The 20,569-nt window shown below is 34.8% G+C and carries 19 protein-coding genes; 13 read left to right on the forward strand and 6 right to left on the reverse strand.

Translation table 11 applies throughout. The annotated features are described in order from the left end of the window. The first annotated feature begins 307 nt into the window (after positions 1–307). From ddlA to PMI_RS06025, 6 genes are all read left to right on the forward strand, one after another. On the forward strand, positions 308–1,408 hold the full coding sequence (gene ddlA / locus PMI_RS06000) for a D-alanine--D-alanine ligase (RefSeq protein ID WP_004242920.1): 1,101 nt from the start codon (positions 308–310) through the stop codon (positions 1,406–1,408). A gap of 35 nt (positions 1,409–1,443) precedes the next feature. Beyond that, positions 1,444–1,827, forward strand: a complete 384-nt coding sequence (locus tag PMI_RS06005; protein ID WP_012367917.1) for a VOC family protein — start codon at positions 1,444–1,446, stop codon at positions 1,825–1,827. A gap of 257 nt (positions 1,828–2,084) precedes the next feature. Next, positions 2,085–2,462, forward strand: coding sequence for a lysozyme inhibitor LprI family protein (locus PMI_RS06010; RefSeq protein ID WP_223293445.1), 378 nt, complete (start codon positions 2,085–2,087; stop codon positions 2,460–2,462). A 189-nt stretch (positions 2,463–2,651) separates the two neighbouring features. Further along, on the forward strand, positions 2,652–3,173 hold the full coding sequence (locus PMI_RS06015) for a carbapenem self-resistance protein CarG family protein (RefSeq protein ID WP_012367919.1): 522 nt from the start codon (positions 2,652–2,654) through the stop codon (positions 3,171–3,173). A 216-nt stretch (positions 3,174–3,389) separates the two neighbouring features. Continuing rightward, positions 3,390–4,190, forward strand: coding sequence for a MetQ/NlpA family ABC transporter substrate-binding protein (locus PMI_RS06020; RefSeq protein ID WP_004248058.1), 801 nt, complete (start codon positions 3,390–3,392; stop codon positions 4,188–4,190). Positions 4,191–4,325: 135 nt separating this feature from the next. Beyond that, positions 4,326–5,609, forward strand: a complete 1,284-nt coding sequence (locus tag PMI_RS06025) for a cystathionine gamma-synthase family protein (protein ID WP_012367920.1) — start codon at positions 4,326–4,328, stop codon at positions 5,607–5,609. 69 nt (positions 5,610–5,678) lie between these two features. Here PMI_RS06025 and PMI_RS06030 read toward each other — a convergent pair whose 3' ends face one another. Then, positions 5,679–6,224: a GNAT family N-acetyltransferase gene (locus tag PMI_RS06030; RefSeq protein WP_012367921.1), complete on the reverse strand. Its 546-nt coding sequence runs from the start codon at positions 6,222–6,224 to the stop codon at positions 5,679–5,681. A gap of 196 nt (positions 6,225–6,420) precedes the next feature. On the opposite strand from PMI_RS06030, the gene PMI_RS06035 reads away from it, so the two are divergent. After that, a complete protein-coding gene (locus PMI_RS06035; RefSeq protein WP_004248060.1) occupies positions 6,421–7,266 on the forward strand; it encodes a helix-turn-helix domain-containing protein in 846 nt (281 codons plus the stop codon). Between the two features lie 6 nt (positions 7,267–7,272). Here PMI_RS06035 and ydeE read toward each other — a convergent pair whose 3' ends face one another. Beyond that, positions 7,273–8,457 (reverse strand): efflux MFS transporter YdeE, encoded by a 1,185-nt coding sequence (gene ydeE / locus PMI_RS06040; RefSeq protein WP_012367922.1) that lies wholly within the window; start codon positions 8,455–8,457, stop codon positions 7,273–7,275. A 262-nt stretch (positions 8,458–8,719) separates the two neighbouring features. Between ydeE and accA the strand changes: the two genes are divergently transcribed. Next, the gene (gene accA / locus PMI_RS06045; protein WP_012367923.1) at positions 8,720–9,682 is read left to right on the forward strand and encodes an acetyl-CoA carboxylase carboxyl transferase subunit alpha; all 963 of its coding nucleotides are present in this window, start codon (positions 8,720–8,722) and stop codon (positions 9,680–9,682) included. A gap of 72 nt (positions 9,683–9,754) precedes the next feature. Beyond that, positions 9,755–10,642, forward strand: a complete 888-nt coding sequence (locus PMI_RS06050; RefSeq protein ID WP_004242940.1) for a LysR family transcriptional regulator — start codon at positions 9,755–9,757, stop codon at positions 10,640–10,642. 3 nt (positions 10,643–10,645) lie between these two features. On the opposite strand, the gene PMI_RS06055 is transcribed toward PMI_RS06050, so the two are convergent. Next, the gene (locus PMI_RS06055) at positions 10,646–12,148 is read right to left on the reverse strand and encodes an MFS transporter (RefSeq protein ID WP_012367924.1); all 1,503 of its coding nucleotides are present in this window, start codon (positions 12,146–12,148) and stop codon (positions 10,646–10,648) included. Positions 12,149–12,302: 154 nt separating this feature from the next. Here PMI_RS06055 and PMI_RS06060 point away from each other — a divergent pair, with 154 nt between their 5' ends. Together PMI_RS06060 and PMI_RS06065 are read left to right on the forward strand one after the other, a co-directional pair. Then, positions 12,303–12,899, forward strand: a complete 597-nt coding sequence (locus PMI_RS06060; RefSeq protein ID WP_012367925.1) for a TetR/AcrR family transcriptional regulator — start codon at positions 12,303–12,305, stop codon at positions 12,897–12,899. 433 nt (positions 12,900–13,332) lie between these two features. Next, positions 13,333–14,337 (forward strand): hypothetical protein, encoded by a 1,005-nt coding sequence (locus PMI_RS06065; RefSeq protein WP_012367926.1) that lies wholly within the window; start codon positions 13,333–13,335, stop codon positions 14,335–14,337. Positions 14,338–14,469: 132 nt separating this feature from the next. On the opposite strand, the gene PMI_RS06070 is transcribed toward PMI_RS06065, so the two are convergent. Further along, on the reverse strand, positions 14,470–16,068 hold the full coding sequence (locus tag PMI_RS06070; RefSeq protein WP_012367927.1) for an ABC-F family ATPase: 1,599 nt from the start codon (positions 16,066–16,068) through the stop codon (positions 14,470–14,472). Between the two features lie 250 nt (positions 16,069–16,318). Here PMI_RS06070 and PMI_RS06075 point away from each other — a divergent pair, with 250 nt between their 5' ends. Both PMI_RS06075 and PMI_RS06080 read left to right on the forward strand, forming a co-directional pair. Next, positions 16,319–16,774, forward strand: a complete 456-nt coding sequence (locus PMI_RS06075; protein ID WP_004251194.1) for a YaiI/YqxD family protein — start codon at positions 16,319–16,321, stop codon at positions 16,772–16,774. Between the two features lie 56 nt (positions 16,775–16,830). After that, positions 16,831–18,231, forward strand: coding sequence for an amidohydrolase (locus tag PMI_RS06080; RefSeq protein WP_004251191.1), 1,401 nt, complete (start codon positions 16,831–16,833; stop codon positions 18,229–18,231). A gap of 73 nt (positions 18,232–18,304) precedes the next feature. Here PMI_RS06080 and yidZ read toward each other — a convergent pair whose 3' ends face one another. Together yidZ and PMI_RS06090 are read right to left on the reverse strand one after the other, a co-directional pair. After that, the gene (gene yidZ / locus PMI_RS06085) at positions 18,305–19,276 is read right to left on the reverse strand and encodes an HTH-type transcriptional regulator YidZ (RefSeq protein ID WP_004242951.1); all 972 of its coding nucleotides are present in this window, start codon (positions 19,274–19,276) and stop codon (positions 18,305–18,307) included. Further along, on the reverse strand, positions 19,269–20,453 hold the full coding sequence (locus PMI_RS06090; protein WP_012367928.1) for an MFS transporter: 1,185 nt from the start codon (positions 20,451–20,453) through the stop codon (positions 19,269–19,271). Before PMI_RS06090 ends, yidZ begins: the two co-directional genes overlap by 8 nt. Between the last annotated feature and the right edge of the window lie 116 nt (positions 20,454–20,569).

Raw genomic sequence — 20,569 nt, forward strand, 5'->3', positions numbered from 1 at the left:
GATCACACAACAACATAATTAGCCTCCTTTTAAAATTTATCAGTTAATCGGTAAAGTGAGTTTAGCAAGACAGGTTTATTGATTGCAAGAATGCAATGATGAGAAACCGTGTCTTTTTGTGTGAAAGAGGAGGGAATAGGCGTTGCTGAATTAATATCAAAAATAGTTATTTTTTGCACACTAAATCATAGAATTTCATCATTTTATCGTAAATTTTCCTAGATAAGAACTATCTCCCTACATTGCGTGTTTTTATCATGATATATTGCTATTTATTCGCTATAGCTGTCCTATAAAAGGTTAGAAAATGAGTAAATTAAGAGTCGCTATTATTTTTGGTGGAAAATCAACCGAGCACCAAGTTTCATTACAATCAGCAAAAAATATTATCAATGAATTAGATCGAACGAAATTCGACCTTTGTTTAATTGGGATTAATGAACAAGGGCAATGGCATGAATATGCTGAAGACAATTATTTAATTAATAGCGATAACCCCTCAACTATCTCATTAAGCCAACCTTTGCGTCCAGTGGCTATTATTCCTGGCAGTACCCGTCAGCAATTTATCTCTTTAACTGATGGGCAACCTCTTGCACAAATAGATGTTGTATTTCCTATTGTGCATGGTGCTTATGGTGAAGATGGCACCCTACAAGGACTATTACATATGATTGATATGCCATATGTAGGCCCTAATATCATGAGTTCTGCCGCATGTATGGATAAAGATATCACTAAGCGCTTACTGGATGATGCAGGATTAGCGGTTGCACCATTTATTACACTGATGGCTCACCAATTAAATGATATTTCCTATAATGAAGTTGTTGAACAATTAGGGCTCCCTTTATTTATTAAACCAGCAAATTTAGGTTCTTCTGTTGGTATCAGCAAAGTCAATAATGAAGCCGAGTTTAATGCTGCCTTATCCATGGCATTTGAATATGATCTAAAAGTGATTATCGAAAGTGCTATTGTTGGCCGTGAAATAGAGTGTGCCGTTTTAGGTAATGAAGAGCCTGAAGTTAGCCCTTGTGGTGAAATTGTTTTAAATGATGCTTTTTATGCTTATAACACAAAATACATTGATGATGATGGTGCAAAAGTAGTAGTACCTGCTGATTTAGATAATGCGATTAGCTTACATATTCGCCAAACGGCATTGAAAGCTTACCAAGTTTTAAACTGTTTAGGTATGTCGCGCGTTGATGTGTTTTTAACTGAAGATAATCAAGTCATTATCAACGAAATTAATACTTTACCAGGTTTCACTAATATCAGTATGTATCCTAAACTGTGGCAAAGTACGGGATTAGATTATCAATCACTCATCACGAAATTAATTGAATTAGCGCTAGAGCATCATAAAAAAACAGCCGTATTAAAAACTAAGTGTGAGCTTTAATCACAATAATACTCTAATAGCGAAGTGAGGTTCAGATGAAAATTACACACCTTGATCATTTAGTATTAACCGTGGCTGATATCGAGGCGAGTTGTCATTTTTATCATAATGTATTGGGTTTTGAGATAATTACCTTTAAACAAGGGCGTAAAGCCCTTGCTTTTGGTCATCAAAAAATCAATCTTCATCAGCTAGGAAAAGAGTTTTTGCCTAAAGCTGCTAAACCAACGGCAGGCTCTGCGGATTTATGTTTTATTACTGAAACGCCATTGTTAGACGTGATAGAGCATATAAAGCAGCAGGGTATCAATATAGAAGAGGGTCCTGTACCAAGAACAGGGGCTACAGGGCCTATTATGTCAGTTTACTTACGTGATCCAGATAATAACTTATTGGAAATTGCTAATATTATTGAATAGATTAACCACATATTCTAAATAAAATATAATAATATTTAGCTAAAAAGCTATAAGTGTTCTTTTTAGCTTAAAGATTTTAAATTATTTATATTAAAAAAATGAACCCTCCAAATATGATAGTAATAAATAGACCTATTTGTGGCTATTTTCGCCTGATTAAAATAAAAATTAATAGATATAATTTAATGATATAGCCTTTCTTATTATAATAATGTTAGCATTATTCAATTATTTTTCAGGTAACAATGGATGGTATGATGAAAAAAGTTATTTTTGTAAGTGCAATATCAGGGGGGATCTTATTTTGGTCAATACATTTACAAGCGGATAATTTTGATTGTCGTAATGCGGAAACACAAACAGAAATTAACCAATGTGCATACCAAGATTTTCAACAAAAAGATGAAGAGCTGTCACAAATTTATCAACAATATTATGTGAAATTAGAAACTAAACGACAACAACAGTTACAGCATGCACAGTCAGTTTGGATGACATTTCGTGACCTCTCATGTCAATATGAGGCAGACTATTACCAAGGTGGCAGTTTGGCTCCGATGGTTTACAGTAGCTGCTTAAAAGATAAAACCATAGAAAGAATTAATGATCTGAAAAACTATATTGCCTTATATTAAGACTAAAGAACTTCTTATCTTGAAAATAGGCTACTCATTTTAAAAGTATTGTTTTTTATCAAAATCTATCGTTTTTAGTTATATAAAATTATTATTTTTGTATTATTTTGAAACATTAAATAACTTGACTAATCCCACCTGTAAAGTACTCTAAATTATAAAGTAGCAATTAAAAATAGAAGATATGATATGAATATAATGACGAAATTAGGCGCAGCAGTATTGCTTACATCCTTATCCACTATTGCTATTTCTGCAGATATAAAACTAACATACGGTATTAATTTGATTGATTTTAACGGTGATGGTGTAAAAGATATAGTCGTTAAATCTAAGCGTATATTAAATGATGCATCATCAATTAATATGGTCACGGTTTATATAAAAGATGCAGATGAACAAGTTTATATTGTACCTTCAATTTATGATAATGCTCTTAGCTTATTTGATAATAAAGCTGAAAACAGCAATATTAAAATCTCTAATTTCAAATTTATAGAGAAAAAAAATCAAGTGATCTTAGTGAGCGGTGAGAAAATAGGTAATGATATGTTACAATCAACACCTATACGTTTTTCAAGTTACACTATCACGAAACAAGATAAACAATATAAATGGGCATTTTCTGCATATTGCGTAACCAATTCTACTTATCTTAATGTTGATGATGCTTTTGTTGATCCCTGCATAAATAAATTAATTCGAAATTGATACACGCGTAGGTTGTAAATACGTTGACTTTATTGAATTATTTTTATCTTTAATATCAATTAATTATCTTATTCCCTCTCATATACCTCTCTTTATATAGTACGATCACTTGTATCATTTGGCATTCCTTGTTATTAATCTACACTTAGGATATTTCTTAATCATCAATATGCTGATAATTTTGTGTTTGTCATGTTCCGTTTTTAAGAGGGAGTTATGAAGGAAATTATTACAGGTTTGCTTCTAGCCTCAATAAGCTTATTTTCTGTCTCTTGTTCGCAAGAAGATACAGATGTCGTCAAAGTAGCAATCAATACTGGACCAGACCAAGTCATTTGGGATGAAGTGATCCGTTTAGCTAAACTTACCGAAGGATTAAATGTTGAAGTTATTGCATTTAACGACTATGAACGTCCTAATAAAGCCCTAGAAAATAGAGAAGTAGACGTAAATGTATTTCAATCTATTCCTTATTTACAATCAGAGATAAAAGCCCACAATTACAAATTTCATATTGCCAGCAAAACGTACATCTTCCCGTTAGCAGCGTATTCTAAGAAAATAAGCGATATTAGCGAACTCGAATATGGTGATGTGGTTGCCATCCCTAATGAAGCAAGTATGAAAGGGCGAGCTTTATTATTACTTGCAGAAAATCACCTCATTTCTTTAAAAGAGGGGGTTGGTTTTTTACCTTCCGTTGAAGACATTATTGATAATCCTAATGCCTTGATATTTCATGAAGTTGAAACTCCCATGTTAGTTGAAGCCCTTGATGATCCTGAGGTTACGATGGCGGTTATCAACAATAATTTTTCCTCTCAAATTGGCTTACTTGCTACCCGCGACGGTTTAATTATGGAGAATAAACATTCGCCTTATGCCAATGTTGTTGTTACTCGTATAGATAATATGAATGATGAAAAAATAAAGAAATTAATTACTGTTTTACATTCAAGACAAGTCGAATTAAAGGTGCAAGAAATGTATAAAGGGGACGCGGTTAAGGCGTGGTAGAACATATTTCAGGTTAAAAAACAAACAGTTCAATATAACTATGAGTTTCTATACCTAATAAAACAATCTAACAATATGAAGTTTTTTCAGTATGATGATAGAAACTTTATAATTCATAAATAGTAGAAATAAAAAATGTCTAGTTCTCAACTGAAAAAACAATATATTGGCGAACATCAATTATCTCCAGAAACGCTAATGATGAGCTATGGATACGATCCATTGTTATCGGAAGGCTCTGTCAAACCTCCTGTATTTTTAACATCGACATTTATTTTTAAAAGTGCAGAAGAAGGGAAAAATTTTTTTGATACGGTAAGTGGAAGAAAACCCCTTCCAGAAGGAGAAAAAGCAGGTTTAGTCTATTCTCGTTTTAACCAACCTAATAGTGAGATCGTTGAGGATAGATTAGCAGTTTATGAAAACACAGCATCATGTGTCCTCTTTTCATCAGGAATGTCAGCTATTACAACGACATTAATGGCTTTTACACAACCTGGCGATGTTATTTTACATTCTCAACCACTTTATGGTGGAACAGAAACATTAATAGCCAAAACATTCGCTAAGTTCGGTATTCAAGCAACACCATTTACAGATGGTTTAAATTTAGCACATATCCAATCGCAAGCTGAAATAGCTAGCCAAAAAGGGAGAGTCGCGGTGATATTTGCCGAAACTCCTGCCAATCCAACTAATTCACTGGTTGATATTCAAGCGTTAAAAATCGTTGCGGATAAATTAGAAACAAGCCAAGGCTATCGACCTATTATTATTTGCGATAACACCTTATTAGGACCTGTTTATCAACATCCTATAGAGCAAGGCGCTGATATTTCACTCTATTCATTAACAAAATATGTGGGTGGACATTCTGATTTAGTCGCCGGTGCTGCAATGGGATCACGCGAGCTTATTAATCAAGTTCGCCTATTAAGAGGTGCAATAGGGACACAACTTGATGCGCATTCTTGCTGGATGTTAGGCCGCTCTTTAGAAACATTGCAAATTCGCATGGAAAAAGCCAATCAAAATGCGCTATTAGTTGCACAATTTCTACGTGACCATGAAAAAGTGAAAGTGATCCACTATTTACCTTTTGTAGATGAAAATAGTATTGAAGGTCAAGTATTTGCTAGACAATGCACAGGCGCGGGATCAACATTCTCCTTTGATATTGTTGGTGGTGAAGCAGAAGCTTTTCGTTTTCTCAATGCGATGAAAATATTTAAATTAGCGGTGAGTTTGGGAGGAACCGAGTCATTGGCATGTCATCCTGGCTCTACCACACATTCAGGTGTTCCTATGGAATTACGCCACAATATAGGTATTCAAGAAACAACCATTCGTTTATCTATTGGTATTGAAAATCCTTATGATCTTATTGCTGACTTATCTCAAGCATTAGATCATGTTTAATGGATAAACAATAGCAAAACAACGGATTATAAGATTTATAATCCGTTGTTTTTTTTGCTTTGCTGTTTTTTATTGTTGTTTTTGCCATTCACTTTTGGTTAAACGACAAATAACTTCTGTTCTTATTTCGTCTAAATACTCCACATACTGATCTTTAATTATGTGATGATATTTAAATCCACACTTTTCTTGTACTCGCTTCGAGTTTACATTGTCTGCAAAATAACCACACCATAGATTATCTAATTGTAGAGTCTCAAAGCTATGACAAATAAGCGCTTTCACTGCTTCAGGAATAAGTCCTTTCCCCCAAAAAGGAGTACCAATCCAATAAGAAATTTCGGCATCATTATCCCCTATAGGGAAATTGCTCTCATGGCAAAAAGATAAGCCAATTAAACCAATCGCTTTATCATCATCGAGCAATGTGACAGCATAAACTTCATCACGCATAAATATAGCCTGGATAATTTCGGTACTTTCAGCAACACTTTTATGTGCTGGCCAGCCAGCGATAGGGCCTACTCGCTTATCCCTCGCATAATAATAGAGGCTCTCTGCATCTGATATTCGCCATGGACGTAATAATAATCGTTCTGTTTGTAATTTTTTCATACAATTTAGCTCTGTTATAACTTATGTTTCATTATGTTAGGATGATCGTATTTTAAAGAGAGCCAATATAAAACTGAATGGATTAATTAAGGTGTTATCGGTACTTTTGACAACTAAATCCATTAATGCTCTTGTGATTAACATTGAGATCATTAAAAATAAAAACAGTAGCAATATGCAATAGAGTGAATAATTTATGTTTAGTCAATCATTATTAAAGTTAAATATCCCTTCGGAGTATGCCGTTATTGGTGAAAGCGATATGCATAATGAATTAGGCTATCCATTAGCATTATCTTATGTTGTGGTTATTATTTGTTTAGATGGCAGGGCTGTTATTAATATAGATTTTCAAACAAAAACCATTAAAGCGAATGATATAGTGATACTCGGTGATGATAGAATGGTCACATTGCAACGTAAATCAGCTAATTTTCGTATTTTTTATTGTTTTCTTAAGAAATCTTTTGCCTCTGAGATCGCTTATGCACTTTCAAATAGTTTGTTTACATTTTTGCATGAAAACCCCATTTGTCGCCCTTCAACGGCTCACTTAAACGCCATAAACAATTGGGTGGAACAATTAAAATATATAGATAAAAGTTATACTGATCATAGAAAGTTAATGTTGAGAGGGCAGTTACAAAATCTTTTTTTTGCGATAACAGAATTAATACCATCTCATTATTCCTTATCTAAAAAAGAATTCAGCCGTAAAGAGCACTTATGTTGGCAATTTTGGGAGTTAGTTATAAAACATAGCCACCAGCACAGAGACGTTGCCTATTATGCAAATCGCCTTAGCATCACACCGTTTTATCTATCACAGCTCACTAAACAATATTTTAATGATGTTCCTAAGACGCTGATTAATAGGCAAGTAATTCTTAAAATAAAAGCGTTATTGACGCACACTACGCTATCAGTAAATGAGATCGCCATAAAACTCCATTTTGACGATCCCTCATATCTATGCCGTTATTTTAAGCGCGAGACTGATTGTTCCTTATCTGGATATCGCCAACAATATCAACGGCAATAAAATATATTAAGCAGCTATTCTTTTTTCACTGTAGTTCATACCTTGCAGCATACAAAGCCAAGCTAGTACTGCGATCCCCATTAAAATAGCGAATAACGAAATAGGGGGCAAGGTTGTCAGGATATAACCACTAGCAAGTGGATTTAATGCAGCACCTAACCAACCTAAAGATTGTGCAGAGAAATAACTTGCTTTCATTCCTAACGGCGCAATATTATCGATCATCATATACTCACCAGGTGCATAAATCAGTTCACCAAAGGTAAATATTGCTATCGCCATTGCCCAGAAAATTAAATTATCACCCGCCAGCATAAAGCCCGCTAATCCTAAGATAAAAAAGAGTGTGCCTAAGGTCATTAATTTACGTAGTCTTTCAGCAACCACTTGTTTACCGACGATATATTGTAATGAGACGACAATGGCCGCATTGACGGGGAGGATCACCGCAATAGCAGATTCAGCCAATTTAGCATCATAAACAACTAAAAGGTATTGCGAAATACACGAAGCAAATGTACCAAAAGTTAATGTGCCAAAAAAAGTTGAAAGCACAAACCAGCCTAATGCTTTATCTTTTAGCATTATTTTCGGATCCCACTTTACACTATTTTCTTCTGTGGAATGCTCTACCACTGAACGTTGCACAAAACATTGGATCATAAATAAAGGAATACTGGCGGATATTGCCGCTAACCAAAAAGGTAATTGGGTACCATACATTAATAATAATGTGCCAATAGGTGGGCCAACCGTCCATCCGATATTAATAAAAGTATAGTTTAGTGAAAATATTTTAGGCTTTGCTGATATTGATAAAGTTTCAGAAAAATAAGCTTTCAATACCGTAGAAAAGACTAAATAGGAACAGTTAATAATTGAGAAAAAGATAACCACTAAAATAGTACTATTGACCATTGGGATAGCAGAAAATGCGATAATAAAGGTAATAATAGAAAAAACCATATAACGTTTTTTTTCAAATTTATCTGCCAGCATACCAAAGGCAAGGCTAAATACTATCCCCGTAGTCAGTGAAATAGACATTGCGATACCAATATCATCAACAGGCAATTTATATTGTCGTGATAAGTATATCGCCATAAAAGGCAGTGTTGCACCTCTTCCTATAGTCAGAATAAGTGATGAAAAGAGTAGTGCAGTTGTAGAACGAGATTTTTTTGAGAACATATTATCATTTTAATTATTTGTATTAATGGATTATTGTTGTGTTTGGTGATTTTCTGGTGAAAACTGTCCAGCTGTATATTTATACATAACTTATAAATAACTGTATAGAGATAAAAGCTAGAAAATAAATTTTTTTAACCACTACCTATTTTATTATCCCATTTTTGATAACACTGTTTATCAAAAATATCTCTATAACAATAAGTTAGTTTTCTCTAGACTAAATAGTTTGATATAACCCGATTTAGCTAAGAGGCAAATTATGTCTATTATTCATCTTGAATTTGAAAAGCCTATTGTTGAATTAGACGAGAAAATAGATGCATTACTTGCATTTAAACAGTCTCAAGATGAAACAACGGCAGTTGATATAGACGAAGAAATCGCCAAACTTCGCCAAAAAAGCCTTTCATTAACACGCTCTATATTTTCTGATTTAGGGGATTGGGAGATAGTACAGTTAGCACGTCATCCTATGCGCCCTTATACATTAGATTATATCAAAGCTATTTTTACTGATTTCCAAGAGTTGGCCGGCGATCGTGCTTATGCTGATGATAAAGCGATTGTTGCAGGGTTAGCGCGTTTAGATAGAAAACCAGTGATGATTATCGGTCAACAAAAAGGGCGAGACACTAAAGAGAAAGTAAAAAGAAACTTTGGTATGCCATCACCAGAAGGTTATCGGAAAGCATTACGCCTGATGAAAATGGCTGAACGCTTCCATTTACCAGTGATTATTTTTATTGACTCCGCGGGTGCTTATCCGGGGGTTGGTGCTGAAGAGCGGGGGCAATCAGAAGCCATAGCACGAAATATTCTTGAAATGTCCCGATTAAAAACACCGATAATTTGTACAATAACAGGGGAAGGTTTTTCTGGTGGTGCATTAGCAATAGGTGTGGGGGATCGAGTAAATATGTTGCAATATAGTACTTATGCTGCCATATCGCCCGAAGGCTGTGCCTCTATTTTATGGAAAAATGCTGATAAAGCACCTATTGCCGCCCAAACCATGGGAATGACGGCACCTAAATTACAGGCATTGGGTATTATAGACTCAATTATTCCTGAACCATTGGGAGGCGCACATCGCCACTACCAGCAAGTGGCTGAATTTGTAAAAAAACAGCTTCTCGCAGATTTAACAGAATTGAATAGTTATTCTAAAGAAAAACTGCTTGAAAAACGTTATCAAAAATTAATGTCCTATGGTTATTGTTAATTCTTTTCAAGTGAGAGAGCAATCAATGTTACACTGCCTATATTCAATACTCCCCATATAGGCAGTATTTTTATGTCAATTGACCTTAATTTATTACGTATTTTTTCTGCGGTTGCAGAGCAAGCACAGTTTGCCAGTGCTGCACGATCGCTTTCTATGCCAACATCTAATGTCAGCAGGGCAATAAAACAGCTAGAACAACAGCTTAACTGCCGATTAATTGATAGAACCACGCGAAAAATGCGTTTAACTGAGCAAGGGAAAATCTTGTATCAGCAAGCCAAAAAGACCTTATATGAATTAGATAATGTTGTAGAACATATAACGAGTGATGGCCCATTAACAGGAACCTTTAGACTTACGATACCCAGTGAATATGGTAGTGAGTTACTTGCCGATATTTTAGCGGATTTTGCTGCACTTCATCCTAACTTAACCATTCAATGTGATACGCAGCTAATGCCAAGAAATGTTATAGAAGATGATATTGATTTACTTCTAACATTTCATCGTGGCCAATTAGCCGATAGTAGCTACCATTCACGTCTCATAAAGTCGTGGCGTAGTATTGTTGTTGCCTCAGAGAGCTTATTAGCAAAAACGGGTATCCCTACAGATATTGAACAACTAAGCCAATTACCTTGTATTTCCAGTTTAAGTGCATTAGAAGGGCAACCGTGGATCTTTATTGATAAAGAGCAGAACCCTGTAAAAGTGACAATTAATAGCTGTTATCGTGTAAATAGTGCTATCTTAGCCAAAGCTGCCGTATTAAAAGGTTTAGGTTTTGCTATTTTAGCTGAACATTGTTGCCTTGATGCGATAAAGGCAGGCAAATTGCGAGCTATTTCTTTTCCTCAACAGCCCGCATCAATTAGTTTAGTCGCGATATATGCAAGTCGTCGTTCGCTTTCACGTAATATTGAACATTTTCTTGCATTTTTAACTCAGCGTTTATAATAATTAATCCGCTATCTGCTGAGAAAGTGCACCTTGTTTCTCTTTGCAAGGAAAAAGCATAATAAACAGAGTAATAAAACAGGAAAGCCCTGCGGTTAGCATGGCATAGGCAAATCCTGAATTAAATGCTTCAGGTAATAGGGCAACCAACTGATTATCTAGGGAAGCGGTTTTATTTTCTGTTACTAACGTAATAATATTAATCGGTTCTGCCACTATTCCTAATGCTTGACTTTGTATCATCATATAATTAATTGCTTGCTGTATCATTAATGTACCTAATAACGCAATTCCCATTGTCATACCGGTTTGTCTTAATGCATTCATGGTTGCAGACGCCATGCCCGAGCGGGACGGTGCTACACTTTTCATCACTAAAACCCCTATTGCGGGTGTCGCTAATCCCATTCCTGCACCTAAGATAAATAAATAGCTTCCTGTTATTGTGTAAGAGCTATTTGTTGCTAATGTTGCCAATAAACAAGAAGATATTGCAATCAACAAAAAGCCAAAGATCATTAATTTTCTGACAGATATATAACGAGAGAACCGTCCAAATAACATAGAAAAAAGAGCCATGGCGATAAACTCAGGAGCCATTCTTAAACCTGTTTCTAATGCACTCCAGCCTTGTGCTTTTTGTAGGAAAAAAGCGATAAAAAAGACATTACTATAAGTGGCAAATCCCAAAGTAAAAGAGGAAAGGTTATATTGGAAAAACGAGCGATCTTTAAATAACGATAGCGGTAATAACGGGCGTTCAATACGTTTTTCGACTATAACAAACAGGGTAATAAAAATCAGACCGACAATTAATGCGAATACAGTACGATAATCAGACCAACCTACAGAGCCAGCTTCAATAAAACCATAGGTTAGTAAACCTAATCCCAAGATACTGGTTAATTGTCCTAGGGGATCTAACGCAACATCCTCAGGATCGGCACTTTCACTTAATCCATACCAGCCTAGTAATACTGTAATAGCACCAATAGGAATATTAATAAGAAATATACTTGCCCAACCACTGGCATGAACTAATGCACCACCAAGGATAGGGCCAATAATCAGTGATAATGCACTAACCGAAGACCAAATACCAATAATACGGATACGTTCAATATCAACAGGAAAGGCATGTGTAATAAGTGATAATGCGCCAGGAATAAGGGCTGCAGCTGCAATACCTTGAATAATACGCCCAAGGATTAATATTTCATGTTGTTGTGCAATAGCACAGATAAGGGAGCCTAGAGTGAAAATAATCACCCCCCAGAGCCACACTTTTTTTCGTCCGAAACGATCACTTAATGGCCCGGAAGACAAAATACAAGCTGATAGACATAGTGCATAAGCATCCACAATCCACTGTAATGTAGCCATATTGGCATTAATATCATTCTGAATAGTAGGTAGAGCAACATTGACGATACTAATATCAAGAGTGGCCATAAATGTGCCTAAACAGATAGCACAAATAAGTGACAACCGTTTTGTATAACTCATAAGTTTTATTACCTTTATGGTGAAATAATAGTAGTATCATAATATCCGACTGACCGTCGGTCAATCAATTGATGATAATAAGTTTCATTTACGGTTATTGTGGCTATTCTCAATATGGAGTACCCTTTAACAGCCACTTAGAGGGAGATGAGCAATGTCATTAGAAGAAAAAAATATCGATAAACCAAGAACAAAGCCAGCCGAAGTTCGTTTAGAAGAGTTAATGAACGCCGCAGAAACACTATTTCTTGAAAAAGGATTTGATGCCACAACCGTCAGCGATATTGTAAAACAAGCGGGGGTCGCTAAAGGAACGTATTATCACTATTTTACGGCAAAAACAGATATTCTCGACGCACTGCGAACTCGATATATGGATTGGTATATTGATAAAGTTGAGCAAGCAATGGCAAGCTGCCAAATTCAAGATTTTCGCGCTAAATTAAAACAGTGGTGTGAAACTAGCGTTATTGCTTATGTTGAAAAACAAGAATTACACGATATGCTTTTTCATCAAGTCTTTCATCAAAGCGGTAATATTCATGAAAATAGAGCGCTACAGCAGTTACAAAAGATATTAATGGGGGGGACAGAGAATAAAACGTGGCAAGTCCTACAGCCTGAATTAACCTGCACGCTTATTTATCATGGTATGCATGCTGCCGTTGATAATTTAGAACACAGTACGGAATACACATCACAAACATTAGGTGCGCTATTATATCGACAATTTACACAATTATTAAGTTAACCAGACTATTAAATAATGAATATTCGGGTTGTTGATATAAAATAAGCGTGACACTGTCACAAAAAAGAAAATTGGGCGCGATTAACAACCGAAATCATTTGTGGTGTTTCTAATATTGTTGCATCACTTTTATACGGTTGTCTGTTTCTTAGCAACATAACCATAAGGTAGGACTTCAAAAGAGCAACATGATAATTTCATCAAAAATGAAAGGGGATTATGATTGACTCGTGGTTGGTAACATACAACAACAGAATGTTAAATTTCAAACAAAAAAACATGTATTAATCTTTATATATTTAAATACCACATGAAATTAATATTACCTATATTTTTAATATAATGATGTAATTAAAAGATAAAATAAAATATTTTCCCAATATAAATAAAGAGAAGCATTTCAATTAATATGTAATTATCATTAAGGTGTTATATGAGTAAATTAACAATTGGTGGAGTAAATATATCAACTTCGCAAATAAACAAATTATCACACGCATCTAAAGCTAGAGATGCAATGTCTATTTGGGAAAAAATAAAAGACTGGTTTAATCATGGTCAAAAAGAACATGTGCTTAACTTACTTTATCATACCTATTTCAATCCTAAAAATTCAATATTTGATAAGGTTGATAGCTTTGCAGAATTATATTCTATGACAGGGGCGCAATATAAAGATAATTTTCATTTATATTTAAAAGATGGTTATGATTTAAAAATGAAATTTGTTATAAAAAACGTTTATAATGGTGAGGTATCATTAGATAATTTAATTAAAGACATGATAGATCGGATACATAATAAAAATCCAAGTATAAAAGAAGATATAGAAAATATAAGAAGTTATATAAAAAAAAGACTGCATGAAATTCCTAATGAAGCCAATTATGATATTAATCAATACAATGTCTATTTATCCCAGATAAAAAACGACTTACTACCAAATAATTATTTTAACGTAGAGCGTTATTTGGATGGTGTAACAGATTTTGTTCGTTTATATAATATAAATAATTCTAGAATTAGTGTAGACGATAAAATTGAAGACCGTTGTAAATTACAAAAACTTATGAATATAATACAGCATATTGATATAGAATATAGAAAAAATATTCAAATAAAACTTGTGAAGAATACTGTTGCTTTAAATATAAAAGATAAAAATTCAAAAGAGTTTTTGAATTTAATTAAAATCGAATTATTGTCATTGTACAATCCTCATGTAGGTATAATAGAAGGATTTATAAAACATGGAATGGAAACTTTATTTAAAGATGAAGACAAAAAAGAAAAAGCCTGTGGATCATTAAGGAAAGCTATTATTGATTATAACTATCCATTTATTAGAACACTTGAATTCAATGTTACTGATGAGACTATAAATAATATTTATATAAATAATATAGTACCAAGTGAGTATATCTCCTTCCGCCAATAAAAAACGCCCATAATTACAATGAATTAAGTGACAATAGCTACAGCTATAACTCTATCTTTAAATAAAATAAAGGCTTGGAACGTAAAATAACACCAAGCCTTTTATTTTTTATATTAATAAATAAGTGGGGTACTAACCATCAATCCCTTTCTTAGCCAAGAACTCATCATAAGTGCCTTGGAAATTAGTCACTTTTTCAGGCGTAATTTCAATAATTCGGTTAGCCAATGAGCTGACAAATTCACGATCGTGAGAAACAAAAATTAACGTCCCTTGATAGAGTTCTAACGCCATATTCAGTGACTCAATAGATTCCATATCTAAGTGGTTGGTAGGTTCATCCATAATCAGAACGTTTGGTTTTTGCATCATTAATTTACCAAACAGCATTCTGCCTTTTTCACCACCAGATAATACTTTGACTGATTTTTTAATATCATCTTGTGAGAAAAGAAGGCGACCCAATACACTACGCACCGACTGTTCATCATCTTCTGGCTTCATCCATAAACTCATCCAATCGAAAACGGTCATATCAACTTCAAAATCAGTGGCATGATCTTGTGCATAATAACCTATAGTGGCATTTTCAGACCATTTAACGCGTCCATTATCAGGCGTTAATTCACCCACTAATGTTTTGATCATGGTTGATTTACCCACACCATTGGTGCCTAAAATCGCCACTTTTTCGCCCACTTCCAGCATCATATTTACGTCTTTAAATAAAGGCGCATTTGCTTCATAACCTTTAGCAATATTCTCTACTTCTAAGGCATTACGGAATAATTTCTTCTCTTGCTCAAAACGAATAAAGGGATTTTGTCGGCTAGAAGCTTTGACTTCGGTTAATTGAATTTTTTCAATTTGTTTTGCACGCGAAGTAGCTTGACGAGATTTTGATGCATTAGCACTAAAGCGGCTAACAAAGGATTGTAATTCACTAATTTGTGCTTTTTTCTTTGCATTATCAGCGAGTAAACGTTCACGCGCTTGTGTTGCCGCTAACATATACTCATCATAATTACCTGGGTGAACTGTTAGTCCACCATAATCAAGATCGGCCATATGAGTACACACCATATTTAAAAAATGGCGGTCATGGGAAATGATGATCATAGTGCTATTACGTTCATTTAATGTTTGTTCTAGCCAGCGGATCGTATCAATATCTAAGTTATTCGTCGGTTCATCAAGTAATAAGATGTCAGGATCAGCGAATAGGGCTTGTGCAAGGAGCACACGTAGTTTCCATCCTGGCGCCACTTCACTCATTGGGCCATTATGTTGCTCAAGTGGAATACCAACGTTTAATAATAATTCACCGGCACGTGATTCAACGGTGTAACCGTCCATTTCACCGAATTTCACTTCAAGATCGGCAACACGTAAACCATCTTCTTCGCTCATTTCCGGTAAGCTATAAATACGTTCACGCTCTTGTTTAATTTCCCATAACTCAGCGTGCCCCATAATTACCGTATCAAGCACGGTAAACTCTTCATAAGCAAACTGATCTTGTTTTAGCTTACCCAAACGCTCATTAGGATCAAGGAATACGTTACCGCTAGTAGGCGCGAGATCACCACCGAGAATTTTCATAAAGGTGGATTTACCGCTGCCGTTAGCACCGATTAAACCATAGCGATTACCGCCACCAAACTTAACAGAAATGTTTTCAAACAGTGGCTTCGAACCAAACTGCATAGTGATATTATTACTTATTAACAAGACGAATACTCATGATTAGTGAATGATAAAGATAATGGGGCGGCATTATGCCATAAACTTACCCCATTAAGACAGTAGAGTAAGGTTAGCCGATGACTTATTTTACGATATCATGCACTTTTACGCGTTAATCACTTAACACTTAACTCAAAAAGACTATGTGATTTACCTGCTTTAATAACGATATGAGTGGGAATGTGTTATTTTAATAGGATTAATTTTCAAAAAGAAACAATCAAAGAGAGTTACTATGCCGATATGGGTTGATGCTGATGCCTGTCCTAAAGTTATTAAAGAGATACTTTATCGGGCAGCAGATAGAGAAAAAGTGGTGATCACTTTTGTGGCAAATCAGCGATTAAGTATACCCGCATCGCCTTATTTGCGCACATTGCAGGTTTCTGCAGGTTTTGATGTGGCTGATAATGAAATTGTACAACGTGCAAACCAAGATGATTTGGTGATCACTGCCGATATTCCTTTAGCGGCTGAAGTGATCGAAAAAGGGGCTATTGCACTCAATCCTCGAGGTGAACGTTATACAGAGTCAACAATCCGCGAACGATTAAATATTCGTGATTTTATGGATACGATGAGAGCAAGTGGCATTCAAACAGGAGGACCAGCAAGTTTATCACAGCGCGACCGGCAACTTTTTGCTAATGAGTTGGATAAATGGTTACTACAGCAAAAACGTAAAAAATAATAAATTATCAATAAAATAATAAACTTTTGAATATTCTTACCATCCGAGAGGTAGTTATGTCATTTACTAAATCAATGCTTGCACTCGCTGTTATGGCGGTTTCTTTTACTAGTCACGCAGCCAAACAGGCTGATTTAATGATTGTCGATGGCACAGTGTTAACAATGGACGCACAAAATCAGGTTATCGAACAAGGAACGGTTGTTGTAAAAGAAAATAAAATTATCGCCGTTGGGGGGCCTGAGTTAACACAAGAATACCAAGCCAACAAAGTGTTAGATGTGGATGGTGATATCGTGATGCCAGGATTAATTAATACCCACACACATGCATCAATGACGGTTTTTCGCTCTTTAGCCGATGACGTGCCAGACCGATTACATCGTTATATTTTCCCTTTAGAAAATAAAATGGTGTCTCGCGATATGGTTCGCGTGGGAGCAAACCTCGCCAATGTTGAAATGGTAAAAGGGGGAGTAACTACCTATGTTGATATGTATTATTTTGAAGATGAAGTCGCTAAAACGGTTGATAAGATGGGAAATAGAGCCATCTTAGGTGAATCAGTGATTAATTTTCCGGTGGCTGATGCACAAACCCCTGAAGAAGGCATTCAATATGCTGTCAATTTTATTAATGAATATAAAGATCACCCGCGCATTATTCCTGCCTTTGCACCTCATGCACCTTATACCAATACCACAGAGAATCTGCAAAAAATTGCTAAACTCTCGGTAGAGCTTGATGCCCCTGTGATGATCCATTTAGCAGAAACCGATAGAGAGAAAGAAGAAATTGCAAAACGAACCGATGGTAAAAGCCCAGTTCAATATATGGCAGATATTGGCGCTTTAAATAATAAAGTCATTGCCGCTCATGCGATTATGGTTGATGAGCAAGATATTGATTTATTAAAAAAATATGATGTAGGTGTGGCTCATAATATTAGTGCTAATACCAAATCAGCCAAAGGTGTTTCGCCCGTTGTTGCCATGCTAGAAAAAGGTGTTCGTGTTGGTTTAGGGACTGACGGGCCAATGTCGAGCAATACACTCACAACGATGAATGAGTTAAATTTAGTAGGCAAAATTCATAAATTAGAGAATAAAGATCGCGCCGCAATGCCACCATTAACCGTCGTTGAAATGGCAACAATAGGCTCAGCCAAGGCATTACATATGGAAGATAAATTAGGCTCTTTAGAATCGGGAAAACTTGCTGATATTATTGTTGTTGATACTAAAGCACCTAATATGGTGCCTATGTATAGCCCATATGCAGCATTAGTTTATGGTGCGAATGGAAGTAATGTTCGTCATACCATTGTAGATGGTAAAATTTTGATGGAAGATCGCCAACTGTTAACCGTAGATGAACAAGCGATTATCAGTGAAGCTCAAAATTTTGCGAATAAAGTACGCCAAACCGTTGTTGATAGTGGTGAAGTTGTTAAATAGATTGTAGTAATATAGCGTTAATAAGTTTATAAAAGGTGATTTGATATCAAATCACCTTTTTTATTTTAAACTATCAGATATCGGAGGTTTGTTGGTTAATACTTTTTCTTATTGTATTTCTTAGCCATATAATTTTTGTATTATGGCTATTACGCTTATGCCATAATAAAACAAAAGGTAGATGAAGCTGGTCTAAAAACACAGGGGGGAGAGGGATAGGTAATGTTACAATATCAGGAAAATGTGTTTTCACATAATAACGACAATATCCTGGTGCACAAGTAATTAATTGATGGTCAGGTTGAGATATCATAAAAAGAGATTGCTCAAAAGAAGTATAAGTAATTGCTATCTGACGACTTTTGTTCATTTCTTTTAAGATATTATCCAAAGCCCAATGACTTTGTTTGTCATATTCTGTACTCACCTGAGAAAACGATAAAAAATTATTAAGATCCCACTTCATTTTCATTAACGGATGATTTTTGTGTAGATAAACGAGTGGGATATCATCAAATAATATTTCATAATCAATCACATCAGGAAGTAGCTCTAGTAACTCTTTTGAGCGTGAATAGTATTCTCGTCCAACAAGCCCAATATCAACTTCTCCATCAATAATATTAGAAAGGGAATTATATTCCCAATTTTTTATCTGAAGTGTGGATTTTGGGTAATGAGATAATATTTGTTGTGGTAAAGAAGGTAACATGACCTGATGTAACGGTGTTTCTAAAACTAAATTAAATTTAAGTCCAACAGGAACTTCTGTATTACGTTTATTGGCTATATGGTGGCTAATATTAATAAAATCAGATAAAGAATCTTCAATACTTAACGATAATGGTGTTGGGATCAACCCTTGTGGACTACGGATAAAAAGAGGATCATCAAACCATATCCTTAATTTGGCTAATGCTTTACTCACAGCAGAAGGAGAAATGGATAACCACTTAGCGGCCAAGGTGACACTGCGCTCCTGTAAAAGAATTTGAAATATGACTAACAAATTCAAATCAATTCTATGTAATGGTTTGTTAGACATTATATTTAACCTTTTTTTGTTCTGTGAACCGAGGAAAGCATAGAAAAAGAGTACCTACAATACAACTGATAAATAAAATAACCACCAACATATTTATTGAGGATACTTCAATCCACCCCATTACCCAAATATAAAGTGAAGAAAAACTTAATTGTGAAATACCCAGCACAGAGCTCGCAACGCCGGCTCGTTGGCTAAATGGAGAAAGTGCTTGGCTCATAATAATCCCAAATAATAGCGCAAATCCTGAGCCGCATAATGCAAAGGTAATAAAAAACCAACGCATATCACTCTTTTTCCCTATAAAAAGGAAAATAATACCTATTCCAAAACATATAAGCCCTACTGATAAAATATGCTTATAGCGATATTTCATTAATATTTTTGGCATTAAAAAAGAAATAGTCATACTTATCATTGCTAATGATGTCATTAATATTGAATACTCTCCTGTTGAATAATTCATTTGTTGCATCACTACAATAGGAGAAATATTGACATAAGTAAGAATAACGGCCATTCCTAAGCATGAAATAAGTAAACGACTTAAAAAATAGTGAGTAAGAAAAGACTCTGTTGTTGGTTTTATTACAGATAGATTTACTTTTTTAATTTTAATTTCTTTTTTATGGTAGGTTTCTTTTATTCCCAAAAAACAAAAGATAAAAACCAATAGGGAATAAGCCCCCATAAGATAGAACATCATTGACCATTCGCAATATAATAGAATAATAAAGCCTAGAACGGGAGCTAATACCGGAATAATACAAGTAATACCATTTATCATAGAAAGTACTTTAGCACGTTGTTGTTCTGTTAATGTATCTCTTAATATCGCAAAAGTAACAACGTAACAAAAACCTGACCCACTACCTTGAAAAAATCGTGAAATCAAGAACTGTTTTTCCGTTATCGAAAGCCCAGCACTTAATGACGCTAAGAAAAAAATCAGAGTACCAAATAAAATAACAGGCTTACGACCTAAATTGTCACTGCACCATCCAGCAATTAACATGGATGACACCATTCCCATCAAATAAATTGAAAATGCATGGTGCAATGTCACTTCAGAAGCATTTAAATCGCTAGCAATTGCTGTTAATCCAGTTAAGTATAGATCAACACCAAGAGGATAAATCAATACTAAAAAAAAACTAAAAATAACATATTTAGTCATAAACCACCTCGTTTTAGAAAGTGGCATTCTAGTAACTAAAAAAAATAAAACCTAATGATAAAAGAGCAATCGCTTATTTCCATAATGGAAATAAGCATGCTTTTAGTTTTTATATC

This window comes from Proteus mirabilis HI4320 (assembly GCF_000069965.1).
Classification (GTDB): domain Bacteria; phylum Pseudomonadota; class Gammaproteobacteria; order Enterobacterales; family Enterobacteriaceae; genus Proteus; species Proteus mirabilis.

Bases quoted from the DNA above. Each gene is read 5' to 3' on its own strand.
- accA (WP_012367923.1), top strand. From the start codon at position 8,720: ATGTCTATTATTCATCTTGAATTTGAAAAGCCTATTGTTGAATTAGAC.
- PMI_RS06005 (WP_012367917.1), top strand. From the start codon at position 1,444: ATGAAAATTACACACCTTGATCATTTAGTATTAACCGTGGCTGATATC.
- PMI_RS06055 (WP_012367924.1), bottom strand. From the start codon at position 12,148: ATGAGTTATACAAAACGGTTGTCACTTATTTGTGCTATCTGTTTAGGC.
- ydeE (WP_012367922.1), bottom strand. From the start codon at position 8,457: ATGTTCTCAAAAAAATCTCGTTCTACAACTGCACTACTCTTTTCATCA.
- PMI_RS06030 (WP_012367921.1), bottom strand. From the start codon at position 6,224: ATGAAAAAATTACAAACAGAACGATTATTATTACGTCCATGGCGAATA.
- PMI_RS06025 (WP_012367920.1), top strand. From the start codon at position 4,326: ATGTCTAGTTCTCAACTGAAAAAACAATATATTGGCGAACATCAATTA.
- PMI_RS06060 (WP_012367925.1), top strand. From the start codon at position 12,303: ATGTCATTAGAAGAAAAAAATATCGATAAACCAAGAACAAAGCCAGCC.
- PMI_RS06090 (WP_012367928.1), bottom strand. From the start codon at position 20,453: ATGACTAAATATGTTATTTTTAGTTTTTTTTTAGTATTGATTTATCCT.
- PMI_RS06010 (WP_223293445.1), top strand. From the start codon at position 2,085: ATGAAAAAAGTTATTTTTGTAAGTGCAATATCAGGGGGGATCTTATTT.
- PMI_RS06020 (WP_004248058.1), top strand. From the start codon at position 3,390: ATGAAGGAAATTATTACAGGTTTGCTTCTAGCCTCAATAAGCTTATTT.
- PMI_RS06075 (WP_004251194.1), top strand. From the start codon at position 16,319: ATGCCGATATGGGTTGATGCTGATGCCTGTCCTAAAGTTATTAAAGAG.
- PMI_RS06035 (WP_004248060.1), top strand. From the start codon at position 6,421: ATGTTTAGTCAATCATTATTAAAGTTAAATATCCCTTCGGAGTATGCC.
- PMI_RS06015 (WP_012367919.1), top strand. From the start codon at position 2,652: ATGAATATAATGACGAAATTAGGCGCAGCAGTATTGCTTACATCCTTA.
- PMI_RS06065 (WP_012367926.1), top strand. From the start codon at position 13,333: ATGAGTAAATTAACAATTGGTGGAGTAAATATATCAACTTCGCAAATA.
- PMI_RS06080 (WP_004251191.1), top strand. From the start codon at position 16,831: ATGTCATTTACTAAATCAATGCTTGCACTCGCTGTTATGGCGGTTTCT.
- yidZ (WP_004242951.1), bottom strand. From the start codon at position 19,276: ATGTCTAACAAACCATTACATAGAATTGATTTGAATTTGTTAGTCATA.
- ddlA (WP_004242920.1), top strand. From the start codon at position 308: ATGAGTAAATTAAGAGTCGCTATTATTTTTGGTGGAAAATCAACCGAG.
- PMI_RS06050 (WP_004242940.1), top strand. From the start codon at position 9,755: ATGTCAATTGACCTTAATTTATTACGTATTTTTTCTGCGGTTGCAGAG.